The organism is Streptococcus pneumoniae (genome assembly GCF_001457635.1).
Lineage (GTDB): Bacteria > Bacillota > Bacilli > Lactobacillales > Streptococcaceae > Streptococcus > Streptococcus pneumoniae.
Window position 1 is genome coordinate 211,903 of record NZ_LN831051.1, and the last position, 26,728, is coordinate 238,630.

Here is a 26,728-nt window from a genome sequence, read left to right on the forward strand (position 1 = left end):
ATACTCTTCGAAAATCAAATTCAAACCACGTCAACGTCGCCTTGCCGTACTCAAGTACAGCCTGCGGCTAGTTTCCTAGTTTGCTCTTTGATTTTCATTGAGTATTAAACTAAATTAAATAATATTAGCGCGGAGAATTTCTAATTCTTCCTTGGTCAAGAGACGCCATTCCCCTCGTTCCAGGTTCTCATCTAATACTAAAGTTCCCATAGTCAATCGTTGCAAGTCCACCACTTCCTTGCCACAGTAGCCCACCATACGCTTGATCTGATGAAACTTCCCTTCTGCAATGGTCACACGGATCTGGCTTTGATTCTTTTCTGTATCTATGGATACAAGCTCCAGTATAGCGGGTTGACAGGTAAAGTCTTTGAGAGGAATACCCTCAGCAAATATCTCCACATCTTCTTGGGTCATGATTCCCTTGACTTGTGCCAGATAAGTCTTGTCCACATGACGCTTGGGCGAAAGAAGAACATGAGCCAGCTGACCATCATTGGTCAAGAGCAAAAGACCATGCGTGTCAATATCCAAGCGTCCTACTGGGAAAACTTCCTTACTCCGCGCCAAGTCATCCAACAAGTCCAGAACGGTTCTGTGCTTGGGATCCTCAGTCGCTGATATAACTCCTTTGGGCTTGTTCATCATGTAGTAGACAAACTCTTCATACTCCAACACTTGCCCATCAAAGCGAATCTCATCTATTTTTTCATCAATCTGCAATTTAGCTGATTTTTCTTTTTTACCATTTACAGTCACGCGCCCAGCCTTGAGCAAGTTTTTGACCTCAGTCCGACTTCCCACCGCACAGGCAACTAAAAATTTATCTAATCTCATAGAACTATTATATCATATCAAAAGGAGGCTGGTACAATGACCAACCTCCTTTTCGTTTCATACTCTTCAAAAATCTCTTCAAACCGCGTCAACGTCGCCTTGCCGTATATATGTTACTGACTTCGTCAGTTCTATCTGCAACCTCAAAGCACTGCTTTGAGCAACCTGCGGCTAGTTTCCTAGTTTGCTCTTTGATTTTTATTGAGTATCAGATTTAGGAAATTAACTTCCTCGTCTCCAAAAAATAGCTAAAACAATCATAGCTCCTAAAATCGCTGGGATAATAGCTGTTCCTGATAAAACTGGCCCCCAAGTTCCAAAGAGCAAGTGACCTAGAAAGGCTCCGATCCAACCGAGAAACATTTTTCCAAAACATCCCATTCGCTCTCCACGATTGGTCATAGCACCTGCTAAAAATCCCACTAGGAGACCAACGAACATACTTCCTAACATATTATCTCCTTAATTTGCCCAATTCCCATTACGGAAAAGAGGTACTCGCGTTCCATCCTCACGAATACCATCGATATCCATTTGGTTAGAACCAATCATAAAGTCTACGTGAACATCTGAACGGTTAAGCCCTGCAGCTTCAAGCTCCTCTTCGCTCATCTCCGCTCCATCAACAACGCTAGTCGCATAGGCTGCACCGATAGCCAAGTGGTTTGACGCATTTTCATCGAAAAGGGTGTTAAAGAAGGTAATGCCTGACTGAGAAATTGGACTTGGATCTGGTACCAAGGCACATTCACCCAAGGCACGCGCACCCGCATTTTCAAAGACAAGGTCTTTCATAACCTGATCACCCTTCTCAGCAGTGATATCTACGATTTGTCCATCCTTAAAGGTCACCTTAATGCCTTCAATGATATTTCCGTTGTAGCTAAGCGGTTTTGTAGAAGTGACATAACCATCTGCACGACGGAAGTCAGGCGCTGTGAAGACCTCTTCTGTTGGCATATTTGGCAAGAATTCTTCGCCCTGTGCATTGACAGCACCAGCTGATTCCCAAACGTGGTTCTTTGGCAAACCAAGTGTTAAATCTGTTCCTGGCGCTGTGTAGTGAAGGGCTGAAAATTGCTCCTTATTAAGCATATCGGCCTTGCTCTTGAGAATGGCTGCATGTTCCTCCCAAGCCTTAACAGGATCTGCTTCGTAGACACGGCAAGTTTTGAAAATTTGGTCCCAAAGGAAATCAACTGCTTCTTCGTCGCTCGCAGCATTTGGGAAGACTTTCTTAGCCCACTCAAGTCCTGCTGCAGCTGCTACAGTCCAGCTAACCTTGTTAGATTGAGTTGCGATACGCATAGGCTTCATGGCAAGTCCCATAGCTTTAGCAGAAGCTGAAAGCTTGTCAGCATCCACTCCGTTCAAGGCACCTGGATCAGATGAACGAACCCCAAGACGGCTAGCCTTGTTCTCCAAGAGATAGTTCATCTCAGCAATCTTGTATTCTGGCACATTGTCCAAACGCTCCATCGGGGCATGGAGGAATTTCTCACGGTTAATCACATCATCTGTCCACTGAACGATGACCTCATGCGCACCCAAGGCATAAGCTTCTTTCACGATTAGATGTGCCAATTCACGTTGCTCCACATCAATAGAGAGAGCCAAAGTGTGACCAGGTTGCACGTTAATTCCGTTCGCAACCAACAATTTCGCATATTTTTCTAGATTTTCTTTAAAATTTGGTAAAACCATTCTGTTTTCTCTTTTCTATTTTTATTTTTCTCTCAAAGCAGAAAAGATTCCTGCTAAAGCAATAGCACCTGACAAGAGTGCTGTCGATAGAAGAATTGTACGATCAGCAAGTTCTAATTGATATTCAAATACCTTCTTAGCCGGCTTATCTTCCGCAAATATTCTTAGTTTCATGAGAACCCCCTTAAAATAGATTAAAATAAATCACTGTGACTGCCTGTCCTCAGCAAATTTAAAATCAATTCCGACTTGTCTACTTTATAAACCAAAAGCCAATCTGGCTGGGTATGGCATTCACGAACTCCTTGAAAATGCTTGGATGCCGTCAATGAATGATCACGATATCTGGCAGGATGTTCTTTTTCTTGAACCAGAAAATTCAAAACTTCTTCTAATAATTCTGCCTTCAAACCACGCTTCATAGCCAACTTAAAATCTTTTTTAAACTGTTTATGATAACGAATCTTAAGCACGTAAGTCCTCCATCAAATCTGAGACTGATTCAAAAGACTGGCTCATATTACGATTTTGGTCTAAATCCGTTAACGCTTGGAGCAACTTCCGATTTTCGTCTAGTCTAACATCAAAAGGTAATCCCTGATATTGAATTGCCTGACGAAGGAAAATATTAATAGCTGTTGTCATATCCATTCCCAGATTACTAAACACCTGTTGGGCCTGCTCCTTAACCTCACTATCCAGACGGATGCTTATACTCATCTTTGACATACTCTCACCCTCTTTCCATAGACTATTTTAACAAAAAAGAAAGCTAATGTAAATCTATTGGATATACGTTAGCCTCTTTTAATAGATTATTAAGCAATTTTTTAAAACAACTCATCAAACAAACTCAACTGGTTATCCTCTGGCATATTTCCAAGAATACCCATCTCATCCATCTTTTCAACCAAGGTTGATGAGAGTCCACCACGCTTGCGTAGTTCTGTTTTAGAGAGGAATTCTCCCTCTTCACGCGCCCGCACCAGTTGCTTGGCAACGTTCTCTCCCAGACCATCCATTGCTACAAATGGTGGGATAAGGGTATCCCCGTCGATGAGGAACTCTGTCGCCTGACTACGGTAGAGATCTAATTTACCAAACTTGAAACCTCGTTCCCACATCTCATTGACAATCTCAAGAGTTGTATAGAGATCGATTTCCACATTAGAGGCTTCATTGTTCTTCCGTTTTTCAGAGATTTCTTCCATTCTGCGCTTGATGACCTCCAAGCCCGCACCCATGGTCTTGATATCAAAAGCCTTAGCACGAATGGAGAAGTAAGCACAGTAGTAATAAATAGGATGGTGAACCTTGAAGTAAGCTACACGCAAGGCCATCATAACGTAGGCTGCCGCATGGGCCTTAGGGAACATGTACTTAATTTTCCCACAGGATTCGATATACCACTCTGGCACCTTATTAGCCTTCATGGCTTCGATATAGTCATTTCTCTCCTCTTCTGAAATCTTTAGCCACAAACCCTTACGTACCCGTTCCATAATGGTAAAGGCCATCTTAGGTTCCAGACCCGCATGCATGAGGTAAACCATGATGTCGTCCCGACAACCGATAACAGTCGATAGGTCCGCTATTCCTTGCTTAATCAGATCCTGAGCATTCCCCAACCAAACGTCAGTACCGTGTGACAGACCAGACAGCTGAAGCAATTCCGCAAAGGTTGTCGGATGGGTTTCGTCTACCATTCCACGTACGAAATTTGTTCCAAACTCTGGAATCCCCAACATACCCGTAGGCGTTCCAATTTGTTCAGGTGTTACCCCTAGCACATCAGTCCCAGAAAAGAGTGCCATAACGCCTTCGTCATCCATAGGAATTTCATTAGGGTCAATACCAGACAAATCCTGAAGTTTTCGAATCATGGTCGGATCATCATGTCCCAGTACATCGAGTTTGAGGACGTTCTCATCGATATCGTGGAAGTTAAAGTGAGTGGTCTGCCATTCAGCCGTGACATCATCTGCTGGATACTGGACAGGCGTAAAATCGTAGACATCCATGTAGTTCGGAATAACAACGATTCCCCCCGGGTGTTGGCCTGTTGTCCGCTTGACACCCGCCGCTCCTTGAGCGAGGCGTTCCACCTCTGCATCACGATAAAACTTGCCATAATCTCGCTCGTAACCCTTGACAAATCCATAGGCAGTCTTGGCAGCTACCGTACCAACCGTTCCCGCACGGAAGGCATATTCTTCACCAAAGATATCACGCACATCCAAGTGGGCGCTAGGCTGATCTTCTCCCGAGAAGTTCAAGTCAATATCAGGAACCTTATCCCCATCAAAACCAAGGAAGGTCTCAAACGGAATATCCTGTCCGTTTTTACTGAGTTTGTGACCACAGTTTGGACAGTCCTTATGGGGCATATCAAATCCTGAACCGTACGAACCATCTGTGATAAACTCACTGTACTGACACTGACCACAGACATAGTGAGGAGAGAGAGGATTGACCTCCGTAATCCCAATCATGGTCGCAACGAAACTAGATCCGACAGACCCACGAGAACCAACCAAATAACCCCGTTCATTAGAACGTTGCACCAGCATCTGCGATGCCAGATAAATCACAGCAAATCCATTCCCCAGTATGGATGTTAATTCTTTTTCAATCCGCAAATCAACAATATCTGGCAGCGGATTTCCATAAATCTCAAAAGCTTTCTTATAGGTCAACTCAGCAACTGTTTCTTCAGCCTTGTCGATGAAAGGCGTATACAAGTCACCCTTAACGACTTCAACGGGTTCAAATATTTCTGCCAAGGCATTGGTGTTTTCAATAACCAGTTTACGAGCCAGTTCCTCTCCCAAAAAGGCAAATTCATCCAACATCTCATTAGTCGTTCGAAAATGAGCCTTTGGAAGTGGTGCTGGTTGGGCATGTTCACCATGACCGATAGTTCGATTAATCATCGCACCCTGTCCCAAACTACGGACGATAATTTCACGATAAATCTCTTCTTCCGGTTCGATATAGTGAACATTTCCCGTAGCCAGAACAGGCTTGCCAAGGCGGTCTCCAACCTCTATCAAACTCTTGATAATGGTCTGGAGTTCCTCCATATCCTTGACCTGCTCTTTGGCAATCAAGGGTGCATAGATAGCCGGTGGCATGACCTCGATAAAATCATAATACTTGGCCACCTCAACCGCCGCATCCACACCTTGAGAAACGACCACGTCAAAAACTTCACCCTCTGAACAGGCTGAACCTAAAATCAAGCCCTCTCGATGGGCATCTAGAACCGTTCTCGGAATCCGTGGCACTCCTTCAAAATACTTGGTATTAGACAAGGAAACCAGCTTAAAGATATTTTTTAGACCTACCTGATTCTTGACATAGATGGTCGCATGCTTGATCCGAGCTTTTTTGTAAGAATCTGGACTGATTAGATCAATGTTGAGTCTAGCTAAATCGGTCACACCATGTTTTTCTGCTACCTCTTTGATAAAGATGAAAAGCAGACGACCAGTCGCTTCCGCATCGTAGTTGGCCATGTGGTGATGTTCCAAGGCCACACCAAAACGCTTGGTCAAAGGCCCCAAACCATGGCGTTTATACTCAGGATAGAGGTTTCTAGCAAACTCCAGCGTATCAATAACTGGCTGACTAATCTTTGGAAGATCATGCCGCTCATAATTAGCATTCATAAAGCCAACGTCAAAGGTAGCATTGTGGGCAACTAGGACCGTATCCTTGCAAAATTCTTGGAATTCTTGCAAAACTTGTTCTAGTGGTTTGGCATTTTTGACATGATCATCTGTAATTCCAGTTAACTCTGTAGTAAAAGCTGACAAGGGATGCCCAGGATTGATAAATTCATCAAATTCAGCAATAACATTCCCCTTGTACATCTTAGAGGCCGCAACCTGAATCAAGTCATTATAGATAGCTGAAAGTCCCGTCGTTTCCACGTCAAAGACCACGTAGGTTGCTTCTGATAAGTCCATCTCCACTTCGTTATAGACGATAGGGACACGGTCCTCCACGATATTGGCTTCCATCCCATAGATCAGCTGGATTCCCGCTTTCTTAGCCGCCTTATAGCCATGTGGAAAGGACTGGACATTCCCATGGTCTGTGATAGCAACCGCCTTGTGTCCCCACTTAGCAGCTGTTGCAACAATCTCTTCGACCTCTGGCAAAGCATCCATAGTCGACATGTTAGTATGAGCATGAAACTCAACCCGACGCTCACCTTCTGGCATCAAATCCTTCCGCTCATAGTGAACAACTTCCTGCAGATCCTGTACGTTCATAGTCAAATCGCGTGTGAAGTTATTCATCTCCACATTCCCTCGAACTCGGAGCCAAGAATTCTTCTTGATGAGGTCAAACTTCTGGGCCTCTTCCTCGTTTTTAACCCACTTTTGCATAGAAAAACTTGAAGTATAGTCCGTCATTTTAAAGTTGATTAAAACACGACCTGTTCTAGTCACTTTTTGCTCCACATCAAAAACAACCCCTTCAAATACCAGACGATTTTCCTCTGTCGTCACTTCGATCATAGGAGTAATCTCCGCCTTATCCAGTTTGGGTTTAGCTGCAGCTTTTTTCGCTTGAAAATCAAAGACTGGTTTCTCTTCCACTGGAGGAGGTGCCATCTGCTCCAGTTGTTCCATAGCACGGAGCGCTTCCTCATTGGCAGCTTGAACAATCTGCTCATTTTCAGCATGAAAGGCCTCTTCCTGCTCTTGGGTCAGGACATCATTCTTCTCGACTTGACAGTTAAAAGTTTGAAAACCAAACTTTTCAAGTTGTTTGGCTAAATTAGGAAGATGATTCTTCTTAAAATGTTCCTTATCAATCGCTTCAGATCCTTCAATAAATAGCTGATTACCCTCAGCACGAACTTGCAAATTTTGATAAAGGGACTTAAAACCTTGACTAGCACATGGACCTTCAGAGAAAGCCTCCCTATAGTAGGACTGCAAGAGCTGATTTGAAAATTCTTGAGACCGAGCCTTAATTTCAAAAACAGCTTTATTGCCTGTCTTAGAAAATTCTTCGCTCAAACCTTTCTTTAATTCTAAAAAGATTTCAATCGGTAAAATATTAGAAAATACGAAATGAAACTCCCATACCTTACTAATTTTATGAACCACAACTCGCTCAATATTGGCCTGTGCTAAAGCAGGAGCCTGTCTCATTTCAGCAGGCATCCCCAATTGATTCATCAAAATTTCAAAACTATTTGACATTCATTTTCCTCACATTATTCTTCTACTATTTTACCATATTTAGAGGTATTTTCTAAAGACAAAAGGAAGCCACTAAGTGACTTCCTTCTAGAGTGAGGACGGATTAGTCTTCACCTTTATTTTTCTTAATAATTTCTTCTTGTACTGACTTAGGTACATCTTCGTAGTGGTCAAATACCATCATGAATGTACCACGTCCTTGAGATGCAGAACGAAGAACTGTTGCGTAACCGAACATTTCAGCAAGTGGAACGTAAGCACGAACGATTTGGCTGTTACCGTGTGCTTCCATACCATCTACACGTCCACGACGAGCAGTTACGTGACCCATAACATCACCAAGGTTTTCTTCTGGAACAGTGATTGTTACAAGCATCATTGGTTCAAGGATAGCTGGTTGTGCTGATTTAGCAGCTTCTTTAAGGGAAAGTGAAGCCGCAATCTTGAAGGCAGTTTCAGATGAGTCGACATCGTGATATGAACCATCATAAAGCTTAGCTTTAACGTCAACCATTGGGTAACCTGCAAGAACACCGTTAGCCATAGATTCTACCAAACCTTTTTCAACCGCTGGGATAAATTCACGAGGAACCACACCACCGACGATTGCGTTTTCGAATTCGAATCCTTTACCTTCTTCGTTTGGAGTAAATTCAATCCACACATCACCGAATTGACCTTTACCACCAGACTGACGTTTGAAGAATCCACGTGCTTGAGTAGAAGCGCGGAATGTTTCACGGTAAGATACTTGAGGCGCACCTACGTTCGCTTCAACTTTGAACTCACGACGCATACGATCAACAAGGACGTCAAGGTGAAGTTCACCCATACCTGAGATAACTGTTTCACCAGTTTCAACGTTTGTTTCAACGCGGAATGTTGGATCTTCTTCAGCCAATTTTTGAAGGGCGATACCCATCTTGTCTTGGTCAGCTTTAGATTTTGGCTCAACCATCAATTGGATAACTGGTTCTGGAACGTTGATTGACTCAAGGATGATTTTAGATTTTTCATCTGTCAATGAGTCACCAGTTGTAGTATCTTTCAAACCAACGGCAGCAGCGATATCACCTGAGTAAACAGTGTCGATTTCTTGACGGCTGTTAGCGTGCATTTGAAGGATACGTCCGATACGTTCACGTTTACCTTTAGAAGTATTCAATACGTATGAACCTGATTGAAGAACACCTGAGTAAACACGGAAGAATGTCAAACGACCTACGAATGGGTCAGTCATGATCTTGAAGGCAAGAGCTGCAAATGGCTCTTCGTCAGATGCTGGACGAGTTTCTTCAGCGTCTGTATCTGGGTTAATACCTTTGATTGCTGGGATGTCAAGTGGACTTGGAAGGTAGTCGATAACCGCATCAAGCATCAATTGAACACCTTTGTTTTTGAAGGCTGAACCACATAATACTGGGAAGAATTCAACGTTGATAGTCGCTTTACGGATACCAGCTTTCAATTCTTCGTTAGTGATTTCTTCACCTTCGAGGTATTTCATCATCAATTCTTCGTCAGTTTCAGCAACTGCTTCAATCAATTTTTCACGGTATTCTTGAGCTTGGTCAAGGTATTCAGCTGGGATGTCTTCTTCAAGGATATCCGTACCAAGGTCGTTAGTATAGATTTCAGCTTTCATCTTGATCAAGTCAATGATACCACGGAAGTCATCTTCAGAACCGATTGGCAATTGGATTGGGTGTGCATTTGCTTGAAGACGATCGTGAAGTGTGCTTACAGAGTAAAGGAAGTCAGCACCGATTTTGTCCATTTTGTTGGCAAATACGATACGTGGAACTCCGTACTCAGTTGCTTGACGCCAAACTGTTTCAGTTTGAGGTTCAACACCTGATTGTGAGTCAAGAACGGTAACCGCACCATCCAATACACGAAGAGAACGTTGTACTTCGATTGTGAAGTCCACGTGTCCTGGTGTGTCGATGATGTTTACGCGGTGGTTGTTCCATTGAGCTGTTGTCGCAGCAGATGTGATCGTGATACCACGTTCTTGCTCTTGCTCCATCCAGTCCATTTGTGACGCACCTTCGTGAGTTTCACCGATTTTGTGGATTTTACCAGTGTAGTAAAGAATACGCTCAGTAGTTGTTGTTTTACCGGCATCGACGTGAGCCATGATACCGATATTACGAGTTTTTTCAAGTGAAAATTCGCGTGCCATGAGGTTTGTTTCTCCTATTTATTTTTGATTTCTATTCTATTATAACACGATTTTAATAAAAACGGATAGGCAGGACCTACCCGTTCTCAATGTTTTCATGCTATTGTTGGTTTCAACTTACGAGATGGTAAGCTGAGTTATAGCTAATACTAATCGATTTAGCTAATTTGAACCCGGGCTAAAGTTAGTTAGCCGATGTGAGCTGGAACGGGATGCTGCGTGAAAAAGATAAAACTCCTTGTATTCGTTGAATACTGCGTCAGTTTCCTATTTTCACCTTGCATCCTTACCGTGCCTAGCATCATGATTTAGTTGAGCTCAAGCTAAAAGTCTGGAGAAAAAGATGAATCTCATTGGTTGCAACCGCAACCTGCTTCGATTCCCTATTTTCTCTGGGACTTTCTTAACGCTTTCGCATCCTATCTTACCAACGGAAGTGTGCGAATGCACGGTTAGCTTCAGCCATACGGTGAGTATCTTCACGTTTCTTAACAGCTGCACCAGTGTTGTTAGCAGCATCCAAGATTTCTTTTGCAAGACGGTCTTGCATTGTGTGTTCACCACGAAGACGAGCGATTGTTACCAACCAACGAAGTCCAAGTGTTGTACGACGTTCTGGACGAACTTCAACTGGGACTTGGTAGTTAGAACCACCAACACGACGTGCACGTACTTCAAGTACAGGCATGATGTTTTCCATAGCTGTTTCAAATACTTCAAGTGCATCGTTGCCAGTAGCTTCTTTGATTTGCTCAAAAGCACCGTAAACGATTGAAGCAGCAGTACCACGTTTACCATCAAGCATAACGCGGTTGATAAGACGAGTAACTAGTTGTGAATTGTATAGCGGATCTGGCAATACGTCACGTTTTGGAGCTCTATTTTTACGACTCATTTCTCTTTATCCCCTTTCCTTATGCTTTTGGACGTTTAGTACCGTATTTAGAACGGCCTTGTTTACGATCGTTAACACCTGCAGTATCAAGTGCACCACGGACGATATGGTAACGTACCCCTGGAAGGTCTTTTACACGTCCACCGCGAAGAAGCACCACGCTGTGCTCTTGCAAGTTGTGTCCGATACCTGGGATGTAGGCAGTAACTTCGATAAGGTTGCTCAAACGTACACGAGCGAATTTACGAAGGGCTGAGTTAGGTTTTTTAGGTGTCATTGTTCCAACACGAGTTGCAACACCACGTTTTTGTGGTGAAGAAACGTTTGTTTGAACTTTTTTATGACTATTGTAACCAACGTTCAAAGCTGGTGATTTAGATTTTTCTACTTTTGATTTACGCGGTTTGCGAACCAATTGGTTAATTGTAGGCATCTACATTCTCCTGTGTTTTTTTATTTTTGGTGATGATACACTTGGTGACAGATATCATCTGTGTGTACTTTTGCAACATTTGTCAGCACGTCCCTGTACACTCTTGAGAGACCAAAAGTAAAAAGTACCGTCTATTATTGTAACAAAATTTTCCCTTGCTTGTCAAGATATTTTTCATTTTTATTGGTAATGTTAGAGATCAATTTCTGAATAAAAATAGCTGGGAACACATCATCTTCCTAATAATACGGCTTGGCTTATGTGACATTTTTATCTCCGTCATTTATACTGATATATAAAATAGTACAGAAAACTTCTCAAAAGTAGGAATTTTTTTCACAAATCAAAGAAAACGCTTGCATATTGTTTTACTACATGCTATACTGATATAGAAATTTATTGATTGGAGAATCATTATGAGAAAAACACCATCTCACACTGAGAAAAAAATGGTCTACAGCATCCGTTCCCTCAAAAATGGAACTGGTTCTGTCCTTATCGGCGCAAGCCTTGTCTTGCTTGCCATGGCTACACCAACTATCTCATCCGACGAAAGTACACCAACCACTAACGAACCCAACAACAGAAATACAACCACCCTTGCCCAACCTCTTACTGATACAGCAGCTGGCTCTGGTAAGAACGAAAGTGATATTTCTTCACCTAGAAATGCAAACGCTTCCCTAGAGAAAACAGAAGAAAAACCTGCAACAGAGCCAACTACTTCTACTAGTCCAGTAACAACTGAAACTAAGGCAGAAGAGCCCATCGAAGATAACTACTTCCGTATCCATGTCAAAAAACTTCCTGAAGAAAACAAGGATGCTCAAGGACTATGGACTTGGGACGATGTTGAAAAACCATCTGAAAACTGGCCAAACGGAGCTTTGTCCTTCAAGGATGCCAAGAAAGATGACTACGGCTATTACCTAGATGTCAAATTAAAGGGAGAACAAGCCAAGAAAATTAGCTTCCTCATCAACAATACAGCTGGAAAAAATCTAACCGGCGATAAATCTGTAGAAAAACTAGTTCCAAAAATGAACGAGGCTTGGTTAGACCAAGATTACAAGGTTTTCTCTTACGAGCCACAGCCTGCAGGAACTGTTCGCGTCAACTACTACCGCACAGATGGCAACTATGACAAGAAATCTCTCTGGTACTGGGGAGATGTAAAAAATCCAAGTAGCGCTCAATGGCCTGACGGAACAGACTTTACGGCTACAGGCAAATATGGCCGCTATATCGACATTCCTCTTAATGAAGCCGCAAGAGAATTTGGATTTTTATTACTAGATGAGAGCAAACAAGGAGACGACGTGAAAATCCGTAAAGAAAATTATAAGTTCACAGATTTGAAAAATCATAGCCAAATTTTCCTAAAAGACGATGATGAATCGATTTACACAAATCCATACTATGTCCATGATATCCGTATGACAGGAGCCCAACACGTAGGCACTTCTAGCATTGAAAGTAGCTTTTCAACACTTGTCGGTGCTAAAAAAGAAGATATCCTCAAACACTCCAACATCACTAATCACCTAGGAAACAAGGTAACTATTACCGATGTTGCAATCGATGAAGCTGGTAAGAAAGTGACCTACAGCGGAGATTTCTCTGACACAAAACATCCTTATACTGTTAGCTACAATTCCGACCAATTCACTACCAAAACAAGCTGGCGCCTGAAAGATGAGACATACAGCTATGATGGCAAACTGGGAGCTGACCTAAAAGAAGAAGGAAAACAAGTTGATTTGACCCTTTGGTCACCAAGTGCTGATAAGGTTTCTGTTGTTGTCTACGACAAGAATGACCCTGACAAAGTAGTTGGAACTGTCGCTCTCGAAAAAGGGGAAAGAGGAACTTGGAAACAAACTCTAGACAGCACAAACAAACTCGGAATCACAGATTTCACTGGCTACTATTATCAATACCAAATCGAGCGTCAAGGTAAAACTGTTCTTGCACTCGATCCTTACGCTAAATCTCTTGCTGCTTGGAATAGCGACGATGCCAAGATTGACGATGCCCATAAAGTGGCTAAAGCCGCCTTTGTAGATCCAGCTAAACTCGGACCTCAAGACTTGACTTATGGTAAGATTCACAATTTCAAGACTCGTGAAGACGCCGTTATCTACGAAGCTCATGTGCGTGACTTCACTTCAGATCCTGCCATTGCAAAAGACTTGACCAAACCATTTGGGACTTTTGAAGCCTTCATTGAAAAACTAGACTATCTCAAAGACTTGGGTGTAACCCATATCCAGCTCCTTCCAGTCTTGTCTTACTACTTTGTCAATGAATTGAAAAACCATGAACGCTTGTCTGACTATGCTTCAAGCAACAGCAACTACAACTGGGGATATGACCCTCAAAACTACTTCTCCTTGACTGGTATGTACTCAAGCAATCCTAAGAATCCAGAAAAACGAATCGCAGAATTTAAAAACCTCATCAACGAAATCCACAAACGTGGTATGGGAGCTATCCTAGATGTCGTTTATAACCACACAGCCAAAGTCGATATCTTTGAAGACCTAGAGCCAAACTACTACCACTTTATGGATGCCGATGGCACACCTCGAACTAGCTTTGGTGGTGGACGCTTGGGGACAACCCACCATATGACCAAACGCCTCCTAGTTGACTCTATCAAATACCTAGTTGATACCTACAAAGTGGATGGATTCCGTTTCGATATGATGGGAGACCATGACGCCGCTTCTATCGAAGAAGCTTACAAGGCTGCACGCGCCCTCAATCCAAATCTAATCATGTTAGGCGAAGGTTGGAGAACCTATGCCGGTGATGAAAACATGCCTACTAAAGCTGCTGACCAAGATTGGATGAAACATACCGATACTGTCGCTGTCTTTTCAGATGACATCCGTAACAACCTCAAATCTGGTTATCCAAACGAAGGTCAACCTGCCTTTATCACAGGTGGCAAGCGTGATGTTAACACTATCTTTAAAAATCTCATTGCTCAGCCAACTAACTTTGAAGCTGACAGCCCTGGAGATGTCATCCAATACATCGCAGCCCATGATAACTTGACCCTCTTTGACATCATTGCCCAGTCTATCAAAAAAGACCCAAGCAAGGCTGAGAACTATGCTGAAATCCACCGTCGTTTGAGACTTGGAAATCTCATGGTCTTGACAGCTCAAGGAACTCCGTTTATCCACTCTGGCCAGGAATATGGACGTACCAAACAATTCCGTGACCCAGCCTACAGAACTCCTGTAGCAGAGGATAAGGTTCCAAACAAATCTCACTTGTTGCGTGATAAGGACGGCAACCCATTTGACTATCCTTACTTCATCCATGACTCTTACGATTCTAGTGATGCAGTCAACAAGTTTGACTGGACTAAGGCTACAGATGGTAAAGCTTATCCTGAAAATGTCAAGAGCCGTGACTATATGAAAGGTTTGATTGCCCTTCGTCAATCTACAGATGCCTTCCGACTTAAGAGTCTCCAAGATATCAAAGACCGTGTCCACCTCATCACTGTCCCAGGCCAAAATGGTGTGGAAAAAGAGGATGTAGTGATTGGCTACCAAATCACTGCTCCAAACGGCGATATCTACGCAGTCTTTGTCAATGCGGATGAAAAAGCTCGCGAATTTAATTTGGGAACTGCCTTTGCACATCTAAGAAATGCGGAAGTTTTGGCAGATGAAAACCAAGCAGGACCAGTCGGAATTGCCAACCCGAAAGGACTTGAATGGACTGAAAAAGGCTTGAAATTGAATGCCCTTACAGCTACTGTTCTTCGAGTCTCTCAAAATGGAACTAGCCATGAGTCAACTGCAGAAGAGAAACCAGACTCAACCCCTTCCAAGCCTGAACATCAAGACCCAGCTCCAGAAGCTAGACCTGATTCTACTAAACCAGATGCCAAAGTAGCTGATGCGGAAAATAAACCTGGCCAAGCTACAGCTGATTCACAAGCTGAACAACCAGCACAAGAAGCACAAGCATCATCTGTAAAAGAAGCGGTTCGAAACGAATCGGTAGAAAACTCTAGCAAGGAAAATATACCTGCAACCCCAGATAAACAAGCTGAACTTCCAAATACAGGAATCAAAAACGAAAACAAACTCCTATTTGCAGGAATCAGCCTCCTTGCGCTCCTTGGTCTCGGTTTCTTACTAAAAAATAAAAAAGAGAACTAAACTAGCCCTCCTATAGAAAAATCCCCCAAGCATTATAGCTCGGGGGATTAATTTTTGTACAATATTTGTTGTCCTAATAAACTTGATTAGGATTTTTTATTAAGCCTCTTTCATAGCAAAATAAGCTCGTACTTTGGGTGCAACTTGTGTTCCGAAGAGTTCAATAGCTCTCAGAACCTGGTCATGAGGCATAGAACCAAGCGGTAGATGAAGCATGAAGCGGTCCAATCCTAAATCCTCTATCATGCGAATCAATTTTTCGGCCACCTGATCTGGATTGCCAACAAACATGGCGCCATTTGGCCCTACCTGCTCCAAATATTGCTCATAACGCAATTCCTGCCAGTGCGGACGGTCTTTGGAAATAGCATCCACCACTTGCTTAGTCGGATGGAAATAATCTTTCACCGCCTGCTCACCATCTTCCGCAATCCACCCCCAAGAATGGGCTCCCACTTTCAAGTCTTTGTCAGCATGGCCCGCTTCGCTTCCAATCTCACGATAAGCCTGAATCAACTTTTTAAAATAACGTGGATTACCACCAATAATAGCATATACAATCGGTAGACCAGCCTGAGCAATCTTCACTGTTGATTCGACATGACCACCTGTAGCTATCCACAAGGGCAATTTGTCCTGAACTGGACGAGGATAAACTTCTTTACCAGCAATCGTTTGAGTCAATCGACCTTGCCAGTCTAACTTGGTCTTTTCATTGACTAACTGAAGCAAGTCTAATTTCTCATCAAAAAGAGAGTCGTAGTCTTTCAAGTCATAACCAAACAGAGGGAAAGATTCCGTGAAAGATCCCCTTCCAGCCATAATCTCCGCTCGTCCATTTGACAAAGCATCGATAGTGGCATACTGTTGGAACAAACGAATCGGGTCCATGCTTGACAGAATGCTGACTGCACTGGTCAAACGGATTTTCTTGGTATTGACTGCCCCAGCGGCCAGGACAATCTCTGGGGCTGATACTGCAAAATCCGCCCGATGGTGCTCGCCAATCCCATATACGTCCAAACCAACCTTGTCAGCCAGCTCAATCTCTGCCACCAACTGGCGAATGCGTTCAGCATGACTGTAAGTTTGTCCAGTCCCTTCAAGCTCCGTTATTTCCCAAATGTTGAAATTCCCAATTCTACCATTGTGATTCTCCTTGTCTATCTCTGTCCTTCAATTTGAAAAATTATTCTAACACGAATCTTGAGTACAAGCAACCAATTTGCTCACAAGAAAAAGCCTAGATAACTAGACTTTTTTAGCTTATTCTACCGTTACTGACTTGGCAAGGTTACGTGGTTTGTCCACATCGAGGCCACGGTGGAGGGTTGCAAAGTAAGCGACTAATTGCGTTGGTACGACCATTGAAATTGGTGAGAGGTATGGATGTACGGTCGTAAGGACGATATCGTCGGTATCTTTGGCTACATTCTCTTCTGCGATAGTGAGGACTTTGGCACCACGGGCTGCGACCTCTTGGATATTTCCACGAGTATGATTGGCAAGAACTGGATCTGACAAGAGAGCCAAAACAGGCGTTCCTTCTTCAATCAAGGCAATGGTTCCGTGCTTGAGTTCTCCTGCAGCAAAGCCTTCACACTGGATATAAGAAATCTCTTTGAGTTTGAGACTTGCTTCCATGGCTACGTAGTAATCTTGACCACGTCCGATGTAAAAGGCGTTACGAGTTGTTTCAAGAAGTTCACGAACCTTGGCTTCAATGGTTTCTTTCTCTGAAAGAGTTGATTCGATAGACTGAGCTACGATTGACAATTCATGAATCAGGTCAAAGGCTTGCGCTTTAGCATTACCATTTGCTTCTCCGACTGCTTTTGCAAGGAAGGCAAGGGCTGCGATTTGCGCTGTATAGGCTTTAGTTGATGCCACGGCAATTTCAGGACCTGCGTGAAGGAGCATGGTATAGTTGGCTTCACGTGAGAGGGTTGAGCCTGGAACATTTGTCACTGTTAAGCTTGGAATTCCCATTTCATTAGCCTTGACCAAAACTTGACGACTATCCGCTGTTTCACCAGATTGGCTGATAAAGATGAAGAGTGGTTTCTTGCTGAGAAGTGGCATACCGTAGCCCCACTCAGATGAGATGCCAAGTTCAACTGGTGTATCTGTCAATTCTTCCAACATTTTCTTAGAAGCAAATCCTGCATGGTAAGATGTTCCAGCTGCAAGGATGTAGATGCGGTCTGCGTCTTGAACAGCCTTAATGATAGCAGGATCAACCACTACTTGACCAGCATCATCCGTGTAGGCTTGAATGAGTTTACGCATAACAGTTGGTTGCTCATCAATTTCCTTAAGCATGTAGTAAGGATAAGTTCCCTTACCGATATCTGACAAGTCAAGTTCCGCAGTATAGCTAGCACGTTCACGACTGTTACCATCATAGTCTTGAACTTCCACGCTATCAGCCTTGACGATTACCAACTCTTGGTCATGAATTTCCATGTATTGGTTGGTTTCACGAATCATAGCCATAGCATCTGAGCAGACCATATTGTAGCCTTCCCCAAGACCAATCAAAAGTGGAGATTTGTTTTTCGCTACATAGATGACATCTGGATTTTCAGAGTCAATCAAGGCAAAGGCATATGAACCACGGATAATATGAAGAGCTTTTTTAAAGGCTTCAAGAACTGAGAGACCGTCTTCTTCCGCAAATTTTCCAATCAAATGTACGGCGATTTCCGTATCTGTTTGCCCTTTGAAGTGGTGCCCAGCAAGGTATTCTTCTTTAATTTCAAGGTAGTTTTCAATCACCCCATTGTGAACCAAGACAAAACGTTCTGTCTCAGAGCGGTGTGGGTGAGCATTGTCTTCCGTTGGTTTCCCATGAGTTGCCCAACGAGTATGTCCGATACCAGTTGTTCCCTCAACACCAGCTGTCTTAGCAGACAATTCTGCGATACGACCAACAGCCTTCACCAAATGGTTATCAGTACCATCTAGGACAAAAATTCCCGCAGAATCATAGCCACGGTATTCAAGCTTTTCAAGCCCTTGAATCAAAATATCAGTTGCATTTGTGTTTCCAACAACACCAACAATTCCACACATAGTATATACGACACAGGCAAGCTGTGCTTTCTCCTTAAAATTGGTATAGTCTAATTCATCTTTTATAGAATCAGCAAAAACAGTATATACTTGTTTCTTTCACTTGTCAAGAGTAAAAATTGGTATAGTTCAAATTAAGCTCCTGTAAGCAAAAAACTCTGACCGATTGGGATAATCAGTCAGAGTCCTTTTTAAAATCCATTATTATCGCTTAATTCTTTGAACCAGTGGCCTGATTTCTTCAGACGACGTTCTTGCGTTTCCAAGTCTAATTCGACCAAACCATAGCGATTTTTATAGCTGTTGAGCCATGACCAGCAGTCAATAAAGGTCCAAATCAAGTAGCCCTTACAGTTGGCACCATCTTCAATGGCACGGTGAAGTTCACGAAGATGACCTTTTACAAAGTCAATACGGTAATCATCTTGAATCATTCCATCTTGACGGAATTTTTCTTCTCCTTCAACACCCATACCATTCTCAGTCAACATCCACTCAATATTGCCATAATTTTCCTTGATATTTTGGGCGATGTCATAAATTCCTTGCTCATAAATCTCCCAACCACGGTGAGAATTGATTTTACGTCCAGGCATCACATAAGGCTCGTAAAAATGTTCTGGTAAGAGTGGACTATCTGGATGCTTAGCAAATCGAGGAGCCATAACACGCAAAGGTTGATAGTAGTTCACACCAAGGATGTCCACCGTATTATCACGAATGAGTTCCAACTCTTCCTCTGTAGCATCAGGTAAAAGACCGTGTTCATGCAAGATTTCTACCAACTCCTGTGGATAAGTCCCCAAGACAGATGGATCTAAGAAAGATTGGGCCTGAAAAAGGGCCGCAATACGAGCTGCCTTGACATCAGCAGGATGCTGGCTACGTGGATAAGCCGGTGTCAAGTTGAGGACAATCCCAATCTTGGAATCAGGCAAAAGTTCATGGCAAGCCTTAACAGCCCGGCTGCTGGCCAATTGTGTATGATAGGCTACCTTAACAGCTGCCTCTGCATCCACCTTATGTGGATAATGGGCATCATAAAAATAACCAAATTCTACAGGAACGATGGGCTCGTTAAAGGTAATCCATTGATCCACTAAATCTCCATAAGTCTCAAAACAAAAACGAGCATAGTCTTCATAGGCTGAGACTGTCGCCTTATTTTCCCAACCATCACCATCCTCTTGAAGGGCAAAAGGTAAATCAAAATGATAGAGATTGACTAACAGACGAATTCCTTTAGCCTTAATAGCCTCAAAGACCTTACGATAAAAATCCACACCTTGAGGGTTGACTTTTCCACAGCCTTGTGGAAAAATCCGTGACCACTGAATAGAAGTCCGAAAGGCTGTGTGACCAGTCTCTAACAAAAGCTCAATATCCCGCTCCCAATTTTCATAAAAAGTCGATGTCTTATCTGAACCAATCCCATTATAGTAACGATTTGGCTCCACTTGGAACCAGTAATCCCAGAGATTGTCTCCCTTGCCGTCACCAGCTACACGTCCTTCTGTCTGCGGTCCAGAAGTAGAGGATCCCCAGACAAAATCCTTTGGAAATCTTAGCATACATTTACCTCTTTATCTACTCATTTCTCCCATTATACAGAAAAAACAAGGTAAAAACTAGTTACATTTTTTCCTTGTTTTTCTTCTGATTATAGTTTTTATTTCTTGCTTAGGATTTCAAGCGTTTCAAGCACGTTATCTGCATGAACCTCAATGGTGTCACCAGTTGCCTTGATCTTAACTTCTACAATGCCATCGGCCGCTTTTTTACCAACAGTGATACGGATTGGAAGACCAATCAAGTCACTATCGCTAAATTTAACACCGACACGTTCGTTACGGTCATCTGTCAAGACTTCATAACCATCTCCCATCAAGCTTGCTTCAAGTTTTTCTATCAAGGCTTGCGCTTCTTCATCCTTGACATTGACAGTAATCAAATGCACATCAAATGGTGCCAATTCTTTAGGGAAATTGATTCCCCAAGCGTAACGGTATTCACCTTTTGGCGTTTTGTTAACAAAGAGGCGAGCGTGTTGCTCCATCACTGCTGAAAGAAGACGGCTGACACCGATACCGTAACATCCCATGATGATTGGCACAGCACGACCATTTTCATCCAAGACATCTGCTCCCATGCTTGCTGAGTAGCGAGTTCCGAGTTTGAAAATATGACCAATCTCAATACCACGCGCAAAGTTAAGGACACCTTGTCCATCTGGGGAAATTTCACCCTCACGAACTTCACGGATATCCACATATTCTGCAGTAAAATCACGGCCTGGGTTCACACCAGTCAAGTGGTAGCCATCTTCGTTAGCACCGACAACTGCATTGCGAACATCTTGCACCTTACGATCTGCAATAATTTTAATATTCTCTGGCAAACCAACTGGTCCAAGTGAACCAAATCCTGCTTGAACAACATTCGCCACTTCTTCTTCGCTAGCAACGTCAAAGAAATCTGCTCCTAAGTGGTTTTTCAACTTGACTTCGTTGAGTTGGTCATTTCCAACTAGAAGGGCTGCAACAAGCTCACCATCTGCAATGTAGAAGAGGGTTTTAATCGTTTGTTCTTCTGGAACATTGAGGAAAGCTGCAACTTCATCAATTGATTTAACATCTGGCGTTGCAACACGAATAACTTCTTCTTCAGCGACAACACGGTTGCTTGGTTTGTACTCGTTTGTTGCCATTTCTAAGTTAGCTGCATAGCTAGACTCACTTGAGTAAGCAATGGTATCTTCACCAGAGACTATCCATTTGAGCAATTCTGCCTTGATTTCTTCTTGCACTTCTGCAGGAATTTCGTCAAATGAGGCAACTGACTTGTCCAAGACAACCCAGCGGTCAAGGTCTGTACGAGCAGATGTAATGGCCATAAATTCTTGGCTATCCTTACCACCCATGGCTCCACCGTCACCAATAATAGCCTTGAAGTCTAAACCACTACGAGTGAAAATACGCTCATAGGCTGCTTTGTACTCATCATAAACACTATCCAAACTATCATAGTTAGCGTGGAAACTATAAGCATCCTTCATGATAAACTCACGTGTACGAAGAAGTCCATTACGTGGGCGTTTTTCATCACGATACTTGGGCTGAATTTGATAAAGGTTGAGTGGCAATTGCTTGTAAGATTTAACAGAATCACGGACAATAGCTGTAAAGGTTTCCTCGTGAGTTGGACCTAAGATAAAGTCTGATTTTTCACGGTTTTTTAGTTTGTAAAGGTCTTCACCATAGGTTTCGTAACGACCTGATTCACGCCACAATTCTGCACTAAGAAGGGCTGGAGCCAACATCTCAACAGCACCAATCTTTTCGAATTCTTGGCGCATGATGTTTTTAGCTTTTTCAATCACACGGTTGGCAAGTGGTAGATAAGAATAAACACCTGCTGAAACTTGGCGAACATAACCAGCACGCAACATAAGAGCATGGCTGATAACTTGAGCATCGCTTGGCATTTCGCGAAGCGTTGGGATAGGCATTTTACTTTGTTTCATAATATTCCTCGATTATCTAAAAAAGAGTCGCATAATGTCATTCCAAGTCACAGCAATCATCAAGACAACCATGATGACCACTCCGGCCAAGGTGACATAGGTTTCAATTTCTTGTTTCAATGGTTTGCGGCGGATGGCTTCTAGGATATTGAGCACAATCTTACCACCATCCAAGGCTGGAATCGGAATAAGATTAAAAATCCCAATATTGATGGAAATCATTGCCAAGAAGTACAAGATATTTTCAATTCCATTTTTAGCAGCATCACTACTTGCCTTAAAGATAGCAACAGGTCCACCCAACTTGTTCAAATCCGGTTGGAAAATCAGATTTTTCAGAGCTGAGAGAATTCGGAGAGCTGAGTCAGCAGCAGTTGTAAAACCACCTACAAACATGGATAGAAAATCTGACTTAACCCCCGGTTGAACACCTAGAAGGTAACGACCTTGACTATCTTCGGGTGTAACAGTGACTTGTTTGTCACTCCCCTTTTCAGAAATAGTCACATCCAAAGTCGGTGCCGTCTTATCTTTGGTTTCTGTTTCCACAGCTTGGATCAAGCTTTCCCAGTTGCTAACCTCATGTGAGCCAATCTTGGTAATTTGTGCCGTTTCTGGTACTCCTACCTTGGCCAAGGCACCTTGGGGCATGATATGGAACTGATTGGTATCAACATCTCTGACACCACCCTGCATAAAGATTAAAACCCAAAAAACAACGACACCTAAGATAAAATTGTTCATAGGGCCTGCAAAATTGGTAATCAGTTTGCCCCAGATAGTCGCATTTTGATATTGAACATCTAAAGGTGCAATCCGAACCTCAGTACCATCTGCTTCCACAACCGTTGCATCGTGATCCACTGCAAATGTTTTTTCTTCTTCCAGAACCAATCCTTTGATAAAGAGCTTGTCTTCAAAATCAAACTGGGTCACCTGCATAGGGAGGGCTGTTTGATCCAATTTTTTACCTGAGAGATTGATGCGTTTAACCTTACCATCATCAGCAAGTGTCAAACTAACAGGCGTTCCTGTCTTGATTTCAGTTGTATCATCACCCCAACCGGCCATGCGGACATAGCCACCCAGAGGCAAGATTCGAATGGTATAGGCCGTTCCATCCTTGCCAATGTGAGCAAAAATTTTAGGTCCCATACCGATGGCAAATTCACGTACTAAAATCCCTGATTTCTTGGCAAAGTAGAAGTGCCCGAACTCGTGCACCACTACAATAATCCCGAAAACCAGAATAAAGGTTAAAATTCCGAGCATAGCGTTTCCTCCGTCTTTTGATTAAAAGAGTCCAAATAAGTGCATGATTGGAAATACAAGCAACATACTATCGAAACGATCCAAAACACCACCATGTCCAGGGATAAATTTCCCAGAATCCTTAACACCAAAATGACGTTTGATCGAACTTTCTAGTAAATCACCAAATTGTCCAGCAATGCTAAAGAAAATAGCAAAGACTGACATCTTGTAAATTCCATATGGAAGAGCAACTGTACTGTCAACTATCATAAAGATAATGGTTACTAAAATTGCTCCTAAAATACCACCCAAGGCACCCTCAAGGGTTTTATTAGGCGATACCCTTGGTGCTAACTTTCGTTTCCCATAGTTCATCCCAACAAGATAGGCACCACTGTCTGTCGCCCAGACGATACACAAGGCTAAGAGAGCCTTGTCCAAACCTGCAACACGAGCATCTAGTAAAGCATTAAATCCAAAGCCCACGTAGAAGCTCATAGCAAGAGGGAAAACCGCATCCTCAATCGTATAAGACTTGCTAAAAACGGTCGTTCCTAACATGATTGAAATCAAAACACTATAGGCAACCACATTCCCATCAACTGGCAAAAAAGTCAGGTAATTCTCCAAGGGAATGGTCAATGCAAAGGTTGCAAAGAGGGTCAAGAGGCCCTCCATCGTCATGGTCTCTAGACCTCTCATCTTCAAAAGTTCATGCATGGCTAGCATGGCTATGATTCCGATTGCTATCTGAAGCAAGAGGCCCCCAATCATTAAAATTGGTAGGAAAATAGCCAGGGCAATCCCTGCAAACAAGGTTCTTTTCTGTAAATCCTGGGTCATATTTCCTCCTAAACTCCTCCAAATCGGCGATGACGACGATTATAGGCAAGAATAGCTTCCTGCAAGGCCGCTTCGTCAAAATCAGGCCATAAGGTGTCCGTAAAATAAAGCTCACTATAGGCTCCCTGCCATGGAAGGAAATTGCTCAAACGCAATTCTCCACTAGTACGGATAATCAAGTCTGGGTCTCGTAAGTCCTTAGGCAAATGCTGGGTAAAGAGATAGTTACCAATCAATTCCTCTGTGATGTCACCTGGATTGATTTTGGCATCTAAAACATCCTGGGAAATCAACTTAAGCGCCTGTGTAATCTCAGCACGTCCACCATAGTTAAGAGCAAAATTAAGAATCAATCCTGTGTTGTTCTTAGTCAATTCCTCAGCCTTGGTTAAAGCTTCAAAGGTTTGCTTAGGCAGGCGGTCTGTCTCCCCAATCATTTGAATCTTAACATTATTCGCATGTAGTTCCGGGACATAATTATCATAAAACTCTACTGGCAAGTTCATGATAAACTTGACTTCCTGATCTGGACGGGTCCAGTTTTCCGTAGAAAAAGCATAGACCGTAATAACCTTGACGCCCAGTTTGTTGGCTGCCTTGGTCACGGTTTGCAATGCTTCCATGCCCGCCTTATGTCCAAAAACTCGCGGTTGCATACGTTTTTTAGCCCAACGGCCATTGCCATCCATGATGATGCCGATATGAGCAGGAACCTGTGTCGGAACCTCTACTTCCACAGCCTTATCTTTCTTAAAAAATCCAAACATGATCTTATTCCTATTCAAAAATCTATCGTTTTATTATACCATATTTCCCCATTTTCTTCTATCACTAAGCTATTTATTCTCAGGCACCAAGCCCATTTTTCAAAAAAATAAGCCGCCTGATTGGGCGACTTTATTTTTATAGGGAGATTATTATGAAAAAGTTTTAGGAGTTTAAGTTAAGGTCTTCTTAACTTATGAACTTAGTGTACACTCCCTAGCTTAAAGTTTCCTTAAGTATTTTTAAAAATCAAATTTTTCCATTTCTCCTGCCAATTTTTCTTGGATAAACGTGTTTGATAGAGTTCCATTCGGTCTTCATTTTCTAAGAAATGAGGAGTTGGACGAACTTGAAAATTCAAAATATCCTCCAAACCATAAGGTGCATAGAGTTCAAAATCTGATTCTTCATTCAAGCGCAGTCCAACTGTCGTACACCGTTCTGGATACTTACTCATAGCATCACGAGAACTGGTATAGGAAGCAGTGTGAGGACTGTGCTGATGCATATAGACCTGATTTTTCAATTCCCACTGGTACTGAGGAAAATCCTCTCGCAGCTTTTTCTCCAGTAATAAGGTTTCCTCATAAGAAAAATCTGGATCAAAGAAAATCACATCTATATCTGTTTCATGATCAAAAGGGGATTTGTCTGACAAAAGATTCCAAATGAAATTTCTGACAGAACCTGCTGCCAACCACGAGTCTTTCAGACCAAGGTCTCGGATGATCGTCAGAATGGCCATCATATCTGGATTTTCTCTAAAAGCCTCTAAGATTTCTTGCTTATTTTTCACTGTATTCATAACCTAAGTGCTCATATGCCTTAGCAGTCGCCACCCGTCCAGACCGTGTCCGCATGATAAAACCTTTTTGAATCAAGTAAGGCTCATACATATCTTCAACTGTCTCACGCTCTTCGGCGATATTCACAGAAAGAGTTCCTAGACCAACAGGTCCTCCACTGTACATCTCAATCATGGTACGAAGGATTTTTTGATCCACATAGTCCAAACCTTCATGGTCAACATCCAGCATAGTCAAAGCCTTATCGGTAATAATATCATCAATTACCCCATTCCCCATTATCTGGGCAAAATCGCGCACGCGCTTGAGGAGACGATTGGCAATACGAGGGGTCCCACGACTACGTAGAGCCAACTCAGATGCTGCCTCATGAGTGATTTCCATCTCAAAAATATCTGCCGTCCGCTCGACAATTTCTGTCAAGTCAGCATGGGCATAATACTCCATATGGCCTGTAATCCCAAAACGTGCCCGTAGCGGATTGGAGAGCATACCAGCCCGAGTCGTCGCACCAATCAAGGTAAAAGGTGGTAACTCCAAATGAACACTACGACTACCCTCACCAGCCCCAATCATAATATCTATGTAGAAGTCCTCCATAGCACTATAAAGCACCTCTTCCACTGACATTGGCAAACGATGGATCTCATCAATAAAAAGTACATCCCCAGGCTCTAACTCATTCAAAATAGCTACCAGATCTCCGGCTTTTTCAATGACTGGACCCGACGTCTGCTTAAGATTGACTCCCAGTTCGTTGGCAATAACAAAGGCCATGGTCGTTTTCCCGAGACCTGGAGGCCCAAATAAGAGCACATGATCCAGCGCTTCATCCCGCATTTTGGCAGCTTCAATAAAGATTTGTAGCTGGTCCTTGACCTTATCCTGTCCGATATATTCACGTAAATACTGAGGACGGAGCGTGCGTTCTACTAACTCCTCATCCCCCATTATCTCATTATCTAAAATTCTACTCATGGCTCTATTATATCAAAAAAC

19 protein-coding genes and 1 pseudogene are annotated in these 26,728 nt (G+C 42.8%); 1 reads left to right on the forward strand and 19 read right to left on the reverse strand.

The features are described 5' to 3' along the window. Positions 1 to 114: 114 nt before the first annotated feature. From AT689_RS01055 to rpsL, 10 genes are all read right to left on the reverse strand, one after another. Positions 115 to 837, reverse strand: coding sequence for a pseudouridine synthase (locus AT689_RS01055; protein ID WP_001234897.1), 723 nt, complete (start codon positions 835 to 837; stop codon positions 115 to 117). 222 nt (positions 838 to 1,059) lie between these two features. Then, a complete protein-coding gene (locus AT689_RS01060) occupies positions 1,060 to 1,290 on the reverse strand; it encodes a GlsB/YeaQ/YmgE family stress response membrane protein (protein ID WP_000901566.1) in 231 nt (76 codons plus the stop codon). A 9-nt stretch (positions 1,291 to 1,299) separates the two neighbouring features. Continuing rightward, the gene (locus AT689_RS01065; RefSeq protein WP_000243919.1) at positions 1,300 to 2,541 is read right to left on the reverse strand and encodes an aminopeptidase; all 1,242 of its coding nucleotides are present in this window, start codon (positions 2,539 to 2,541) and stop codon (positions 1,300 to 1,302) included. A gap of 21 nt (positions 2,542 to 2,562) precedes the next feature. After that, a complete protein-coding gene (locus tag AT689_RS01070) occupies positions 2,563 to 2,715 on the reverse strand; it encodes a hypothetical protein (protein ID WP_000776635.1) in 153 nt (50 codons plus the stop codon). Between the two features lie 20 nt (positions 2,716 to 2,735). After that, positions 2,736 to 3,014 carry a type II toxin-antitoxin system RelE/ParE family toxin gene (locus AT689_RS01075; RefSeq protein WP_000913054.1) on the reverse strand — a complete coding sequence of 93 codons (279 nt, stop codon included), beginning with the start codon at positions 3,012 to 3,014 and terminating at the stop codon, positions 2,736 to 2,738. Beyond that, a complete protein-coding gene (locus AT689_RS01080; RefSeq protein ID WP_000041492.1) occupies positions 3,007 to 3,270 on the reverse strand; it encodes a type II toxin-antitoxin system RelB/DinJ family antitoxin in 264 nt (87 codons plus the stop codon). The genes AT689_RS01075 and AT689_RS01080 overlap by 8 nt, the downstream gene beginning before the upstream one ends. A 101-nt stretch (positions 3,271 to 3,371) precedes the next feature. Then, complete coding sequence (locus tag AT689_RS01085) at positions 3,372 to 7,763, reverse strand: PolC-type DNA polymerase III (protein ID WP_000071428.1); 4,392 nt, start codon at positions 7,761 to 7,763, stop codon at positions 3,372 to 3,374. 103 nt (positions 7,764 to 7,866) lie between these two features. Beyond that, on the reverse strand, positions 7,867 to 9,948 hold the full coding sequence (gene fusA / locus AT689_RS01090) for an elongation factor G (protein ID WP_000090347.1): 2,082 nt from the start codon (positions 9,946 to 9,948) through the stop codon (positions 7,867 to 7,869). A gap of 424 nt (positions 9,949 to 10,372) precedes the next feature. Next, a complete protein-coding gene (gene rpsG, locus AT689_RS01095) occupies positions 10,373 to 10,843 on the reverse strand; it encodes a 30S ribosomal protein S7 (RefSeq protein WP_000087873.1) in 471 nt (156 codons plus the stop codon). A 19-nt stretch (positions 10,844 to 10,862) separates the two neighbouring features. Beyond that, on the reverse strand, positions 10,863 to 11,276 hold the full coding sequence (gene rpsL, locus AT689_RS01100) for a 30S ribosomal protein S12 (protein ID WP_001142332.1): 414 nt from the start codon (positions 11,274 to 11,276) through the stop codon (positions 10,863 to 10,865). Positions 11,277 to 11,692: 416 nt separating this feature from the next. Here rpsL and spuA point away from each other — a divergent pair, with 416 nt between their 5' ends. After that, positions 11,693 to 15,463 (forward strand): LPXTG-anchored pullulanase SpuA, encoded by a 3,771-nt coding sequence (gene spuA, locus AT689_RS01105; RefSeq protein ID WP_001232820.1) that lies wholly within the window; start codon positions 11,693 to 11,695, stop codon positions 15,461 to 15,463. A 99-nt stretch (positions 15,464 to 15,562) separates the two neighbouring features. Here spuA and AT689_RS01110 read toward each other — a convergent pair. From AT689_RS01110 to ruvB, 9 genes and pseudogenes are all read right to left on the reverse strand, one after another. Beyond that, positions 15,563 to 16,611, reverse strand: a pseudogene (locus AT689_RS01110) (LLM class flavin-dependent oxidoreductase). Positions 16,612 to 16,729: 118 nt separating this feature from the next. Continuing rightward, complete coding sequence (glmS, locus tag AT689_RS01115) at positions 16,730 to 18,538, reverse strand: glutamine--fructose-6-phosphate transaminase (isomerizing) (RefSeq protein ID WP_000334275.1); 1,809 nt, start codon at positions 18,536 to 18,538, stop codon at positions 16,730 to 16,732. A 191-nt stretch (positions 18,539 to 18,729) separates the two neighbouring features. Beyond that, complete coding sequence (gene bglA, locus AT689_RS01120) at positions 18,730 to 20,109, reverse strand: 6-phospho-beta-glucosidase (RefSeq protein WP_000943512.1); 1,380 nt, start codon at positions 20,107 to 20,109, stop codon at positions 18,730 to 18,732. Positions 20,110 to 20,207: 98 nt separating this feature from the next. After that, a complete protein-coding gene (locus tag AT689_RS01125) occupies positions 20,208 to 22,061 on the reverse strand; it encodes a proline--tRNA ligase (RefSeq protein WP_000814064.1) in 1,854 nt (617 codons plus the stop codon). A 12-nt stretch (positions 22,062 to 22,073) separates the two neighbouring features. Further along, on the reverse strand, positions 22,074 to 23,333 hold the full coding sequence (rseP, locus tag AT689_RS01130) for an RIP metalloprotease RseP (protein WP_000900660.1): 1,260 nt from the start codon (positions 23,331 to 23,333) through the stop codon (positions 22,074 to 22,076). A 21-nt stretch (positions 23,334 to 23,354) separates the two neighbouring features. Next, positions 23,355 to 24,158, reverse strand: coding sequence for a phosphatidate cytidylyltransferase (locus AT689_RS01135; protein ID WP_000189857.1), 804 nt, complete (start codon positions 24,156 to 24,158; stop codon positions 23,355 to 23,357). Between the two features lie 8 nt (positions 24,159 to 24,166). Beyond that, positions 24,167 to 24,925 (reverse strand): isoprenyl transferase, encoded by a 759-nt coding sequence (locus AT689_RS01140; RefSeq protein ID WP_000466719.1) that lies wholly within the window; start codon positions 24,923 to 24,925, stop codon positions 24,167 to 24,169. Between the two features lie 230 nt (positions 24,926 to 25,155). After that, complete coding sequence (locus AT689_RS01145) at positions 25,156 to 25,728, reverse strand: nucleotidyltransferase family protein (protein ID WP_001098895.1); 573 nt, start codon at positions 25,726 to 25,728, stop codon at positions 25,156 to 25,158. After that, on the reverse strand, positions 25,709 to 26,707 hold the full coding sequence (ruvB, locus tag AT689_RS01150; protein WP_001809468.1) for a Holliday junction branch migration DNA helicase RuvB: 999 nt from the start codon (positions 26,705 to 26,707) through the stop codon (positions 25,709 to 25,711). The genes AT689_RS01145 and ruvB overlap by 20 nt, the downstream gene beginning before the upstream one ends. Between the last annotated feature and the right edge of the window lie 21 nt (positions 26,708 to 26,728).

What these genes read in the sequence shown, in the direction of transcription:
- AT689_RS01055 (WP_001234897.1), bottom strand. Translation starts at nt 837, where the DNA reads ATGAGATTAGATAAATTTTTAGTTGCCTGTGCGGTGGGAAGTCGGACT.
- AT689_RS01060 (WP_000901566.1), bottom strand. Translation starts at nt 1,290, where the DNA reads ATGTTAGGAAGTATGTTCGTTGGTCTCCTAGTGGGATTTTTAGCAGGT.
- AT689_RS01065 (WP_000243919.1), bottom strand. Translation starts at nt 2,541, where the DNA reads ATGGTTTTACCAAATTTTAAAGAAAATCTAGAAAAATATGCGAAATTG.
- AT689_RS01070 (WP_000776635.1), bottom strand. Translation starts at nt 2,715, where the DNA reads ATGAAACTAAGAATATTTGCGGAAGATAAGCCGGCTAAGAAGGTATTT.
- AT689_RS01080 (WP_000041492.1), bottom strand. Translation starts at nt 3,270, where the DNA reads ATGTCAAAGATGAGTATAAGCATCCGTCTGGATAGTGAGGTTAAGGAG.
- AT689_RS01085 (WP_000071428.1), bottom strand. Translation starts at nt 7,763, where the DNA reads ATGTCAAATAGTTTTGAAATTTTGATGAATCAATTGGGGATGCCTGCT.
- fusA (WP_000090347.1), bottom strand. Translation starts at nt 9,948, where the DNA reads ATGGCACGCGAATTTTCACTTGAAAAAACTCGTAATATCGGTATCATG.
- rpsG (WP_000087873.1), bottom strand. Translation starts at nt 10,843, where the DNA reads ATGAGTCGTAAAAATAGAGCTCCAAAACGTGACGTATTGCCAGATCCG.
- rpsL (WP_001142332.1), bottom strand. Translation starts at nt 11,276, where the DNA reads ATGCCTACAATTAACCAATTGGTTCGCAAACCGCGTAAATCAAAAGTA.
- spuA (WP_001232820.1), top strand. Translation starts at nt 11,693, where the DNA reads ATGAGAAAAACACCATCTCACACTGAGAAAAAAATGGTCTACAGCATC.
- glmS (WP_000334275.1), bottom strand. Translation starts at nt 18,538, where the DNA reads ATGTGTGGAATTGTTGGTGTTGTTGGAAACACAAATGCAACTGATATT.
- bglA (WP_000943512.1), bottom strand. Translation starts at nt 20,109, where the DNA reads ATGCTAAGATTTCCAAAGGATTTTGTCTGGGGATCCTCTACTTCTGGA.
- AT689_RS01125 (WP_000814064.1), bottom strand. Translation starts at nt 22,061, where the DNA reads ATGAAACAAAGTAAAATGCCTATCCCAACGCTTCGCGAAATGCCAAGC.
- rseP (WP_000900660.1), bottom strand. Translation starts at nt 23,333, where the DNA reads ATGCTCGGAATTTTAACCTTTATTCTGGTTTTCGGGATTATTGTAGTG.
- AT689_RS01135 (WP_000189857.1), bottom strand. Translation starts at nt 24,158, where the DNA reads ATGACCCAGGATTTACAGAAAAGAACCTTGTTTGCAGGGATTGCCCTG.
- AT689_RS01140 (WP_000466719.1), bottom strand. Translation starts at nt 24,925, where the DNA reads ATGTTTGGATTTTTTAAGAAAGATAAGGCTGTGGAAGTAGAGGTTCCG.
- AT689_RS01145 (WP_001098895.1), bottom strand. Translation starts at nt 25,728, where the DNA reads ATGAATACAGTGAAAAATAAGCAAGAAATCTTAGAGGCTTTTAGAGAA.
- ruvB (WP_001809468.1), bottom strand. Translation starts at nt 26,707, where the DNA reads ATGAGTAGAATTTTAGATAATGAGATAATGGGGGATGAGGAGTTAGTA.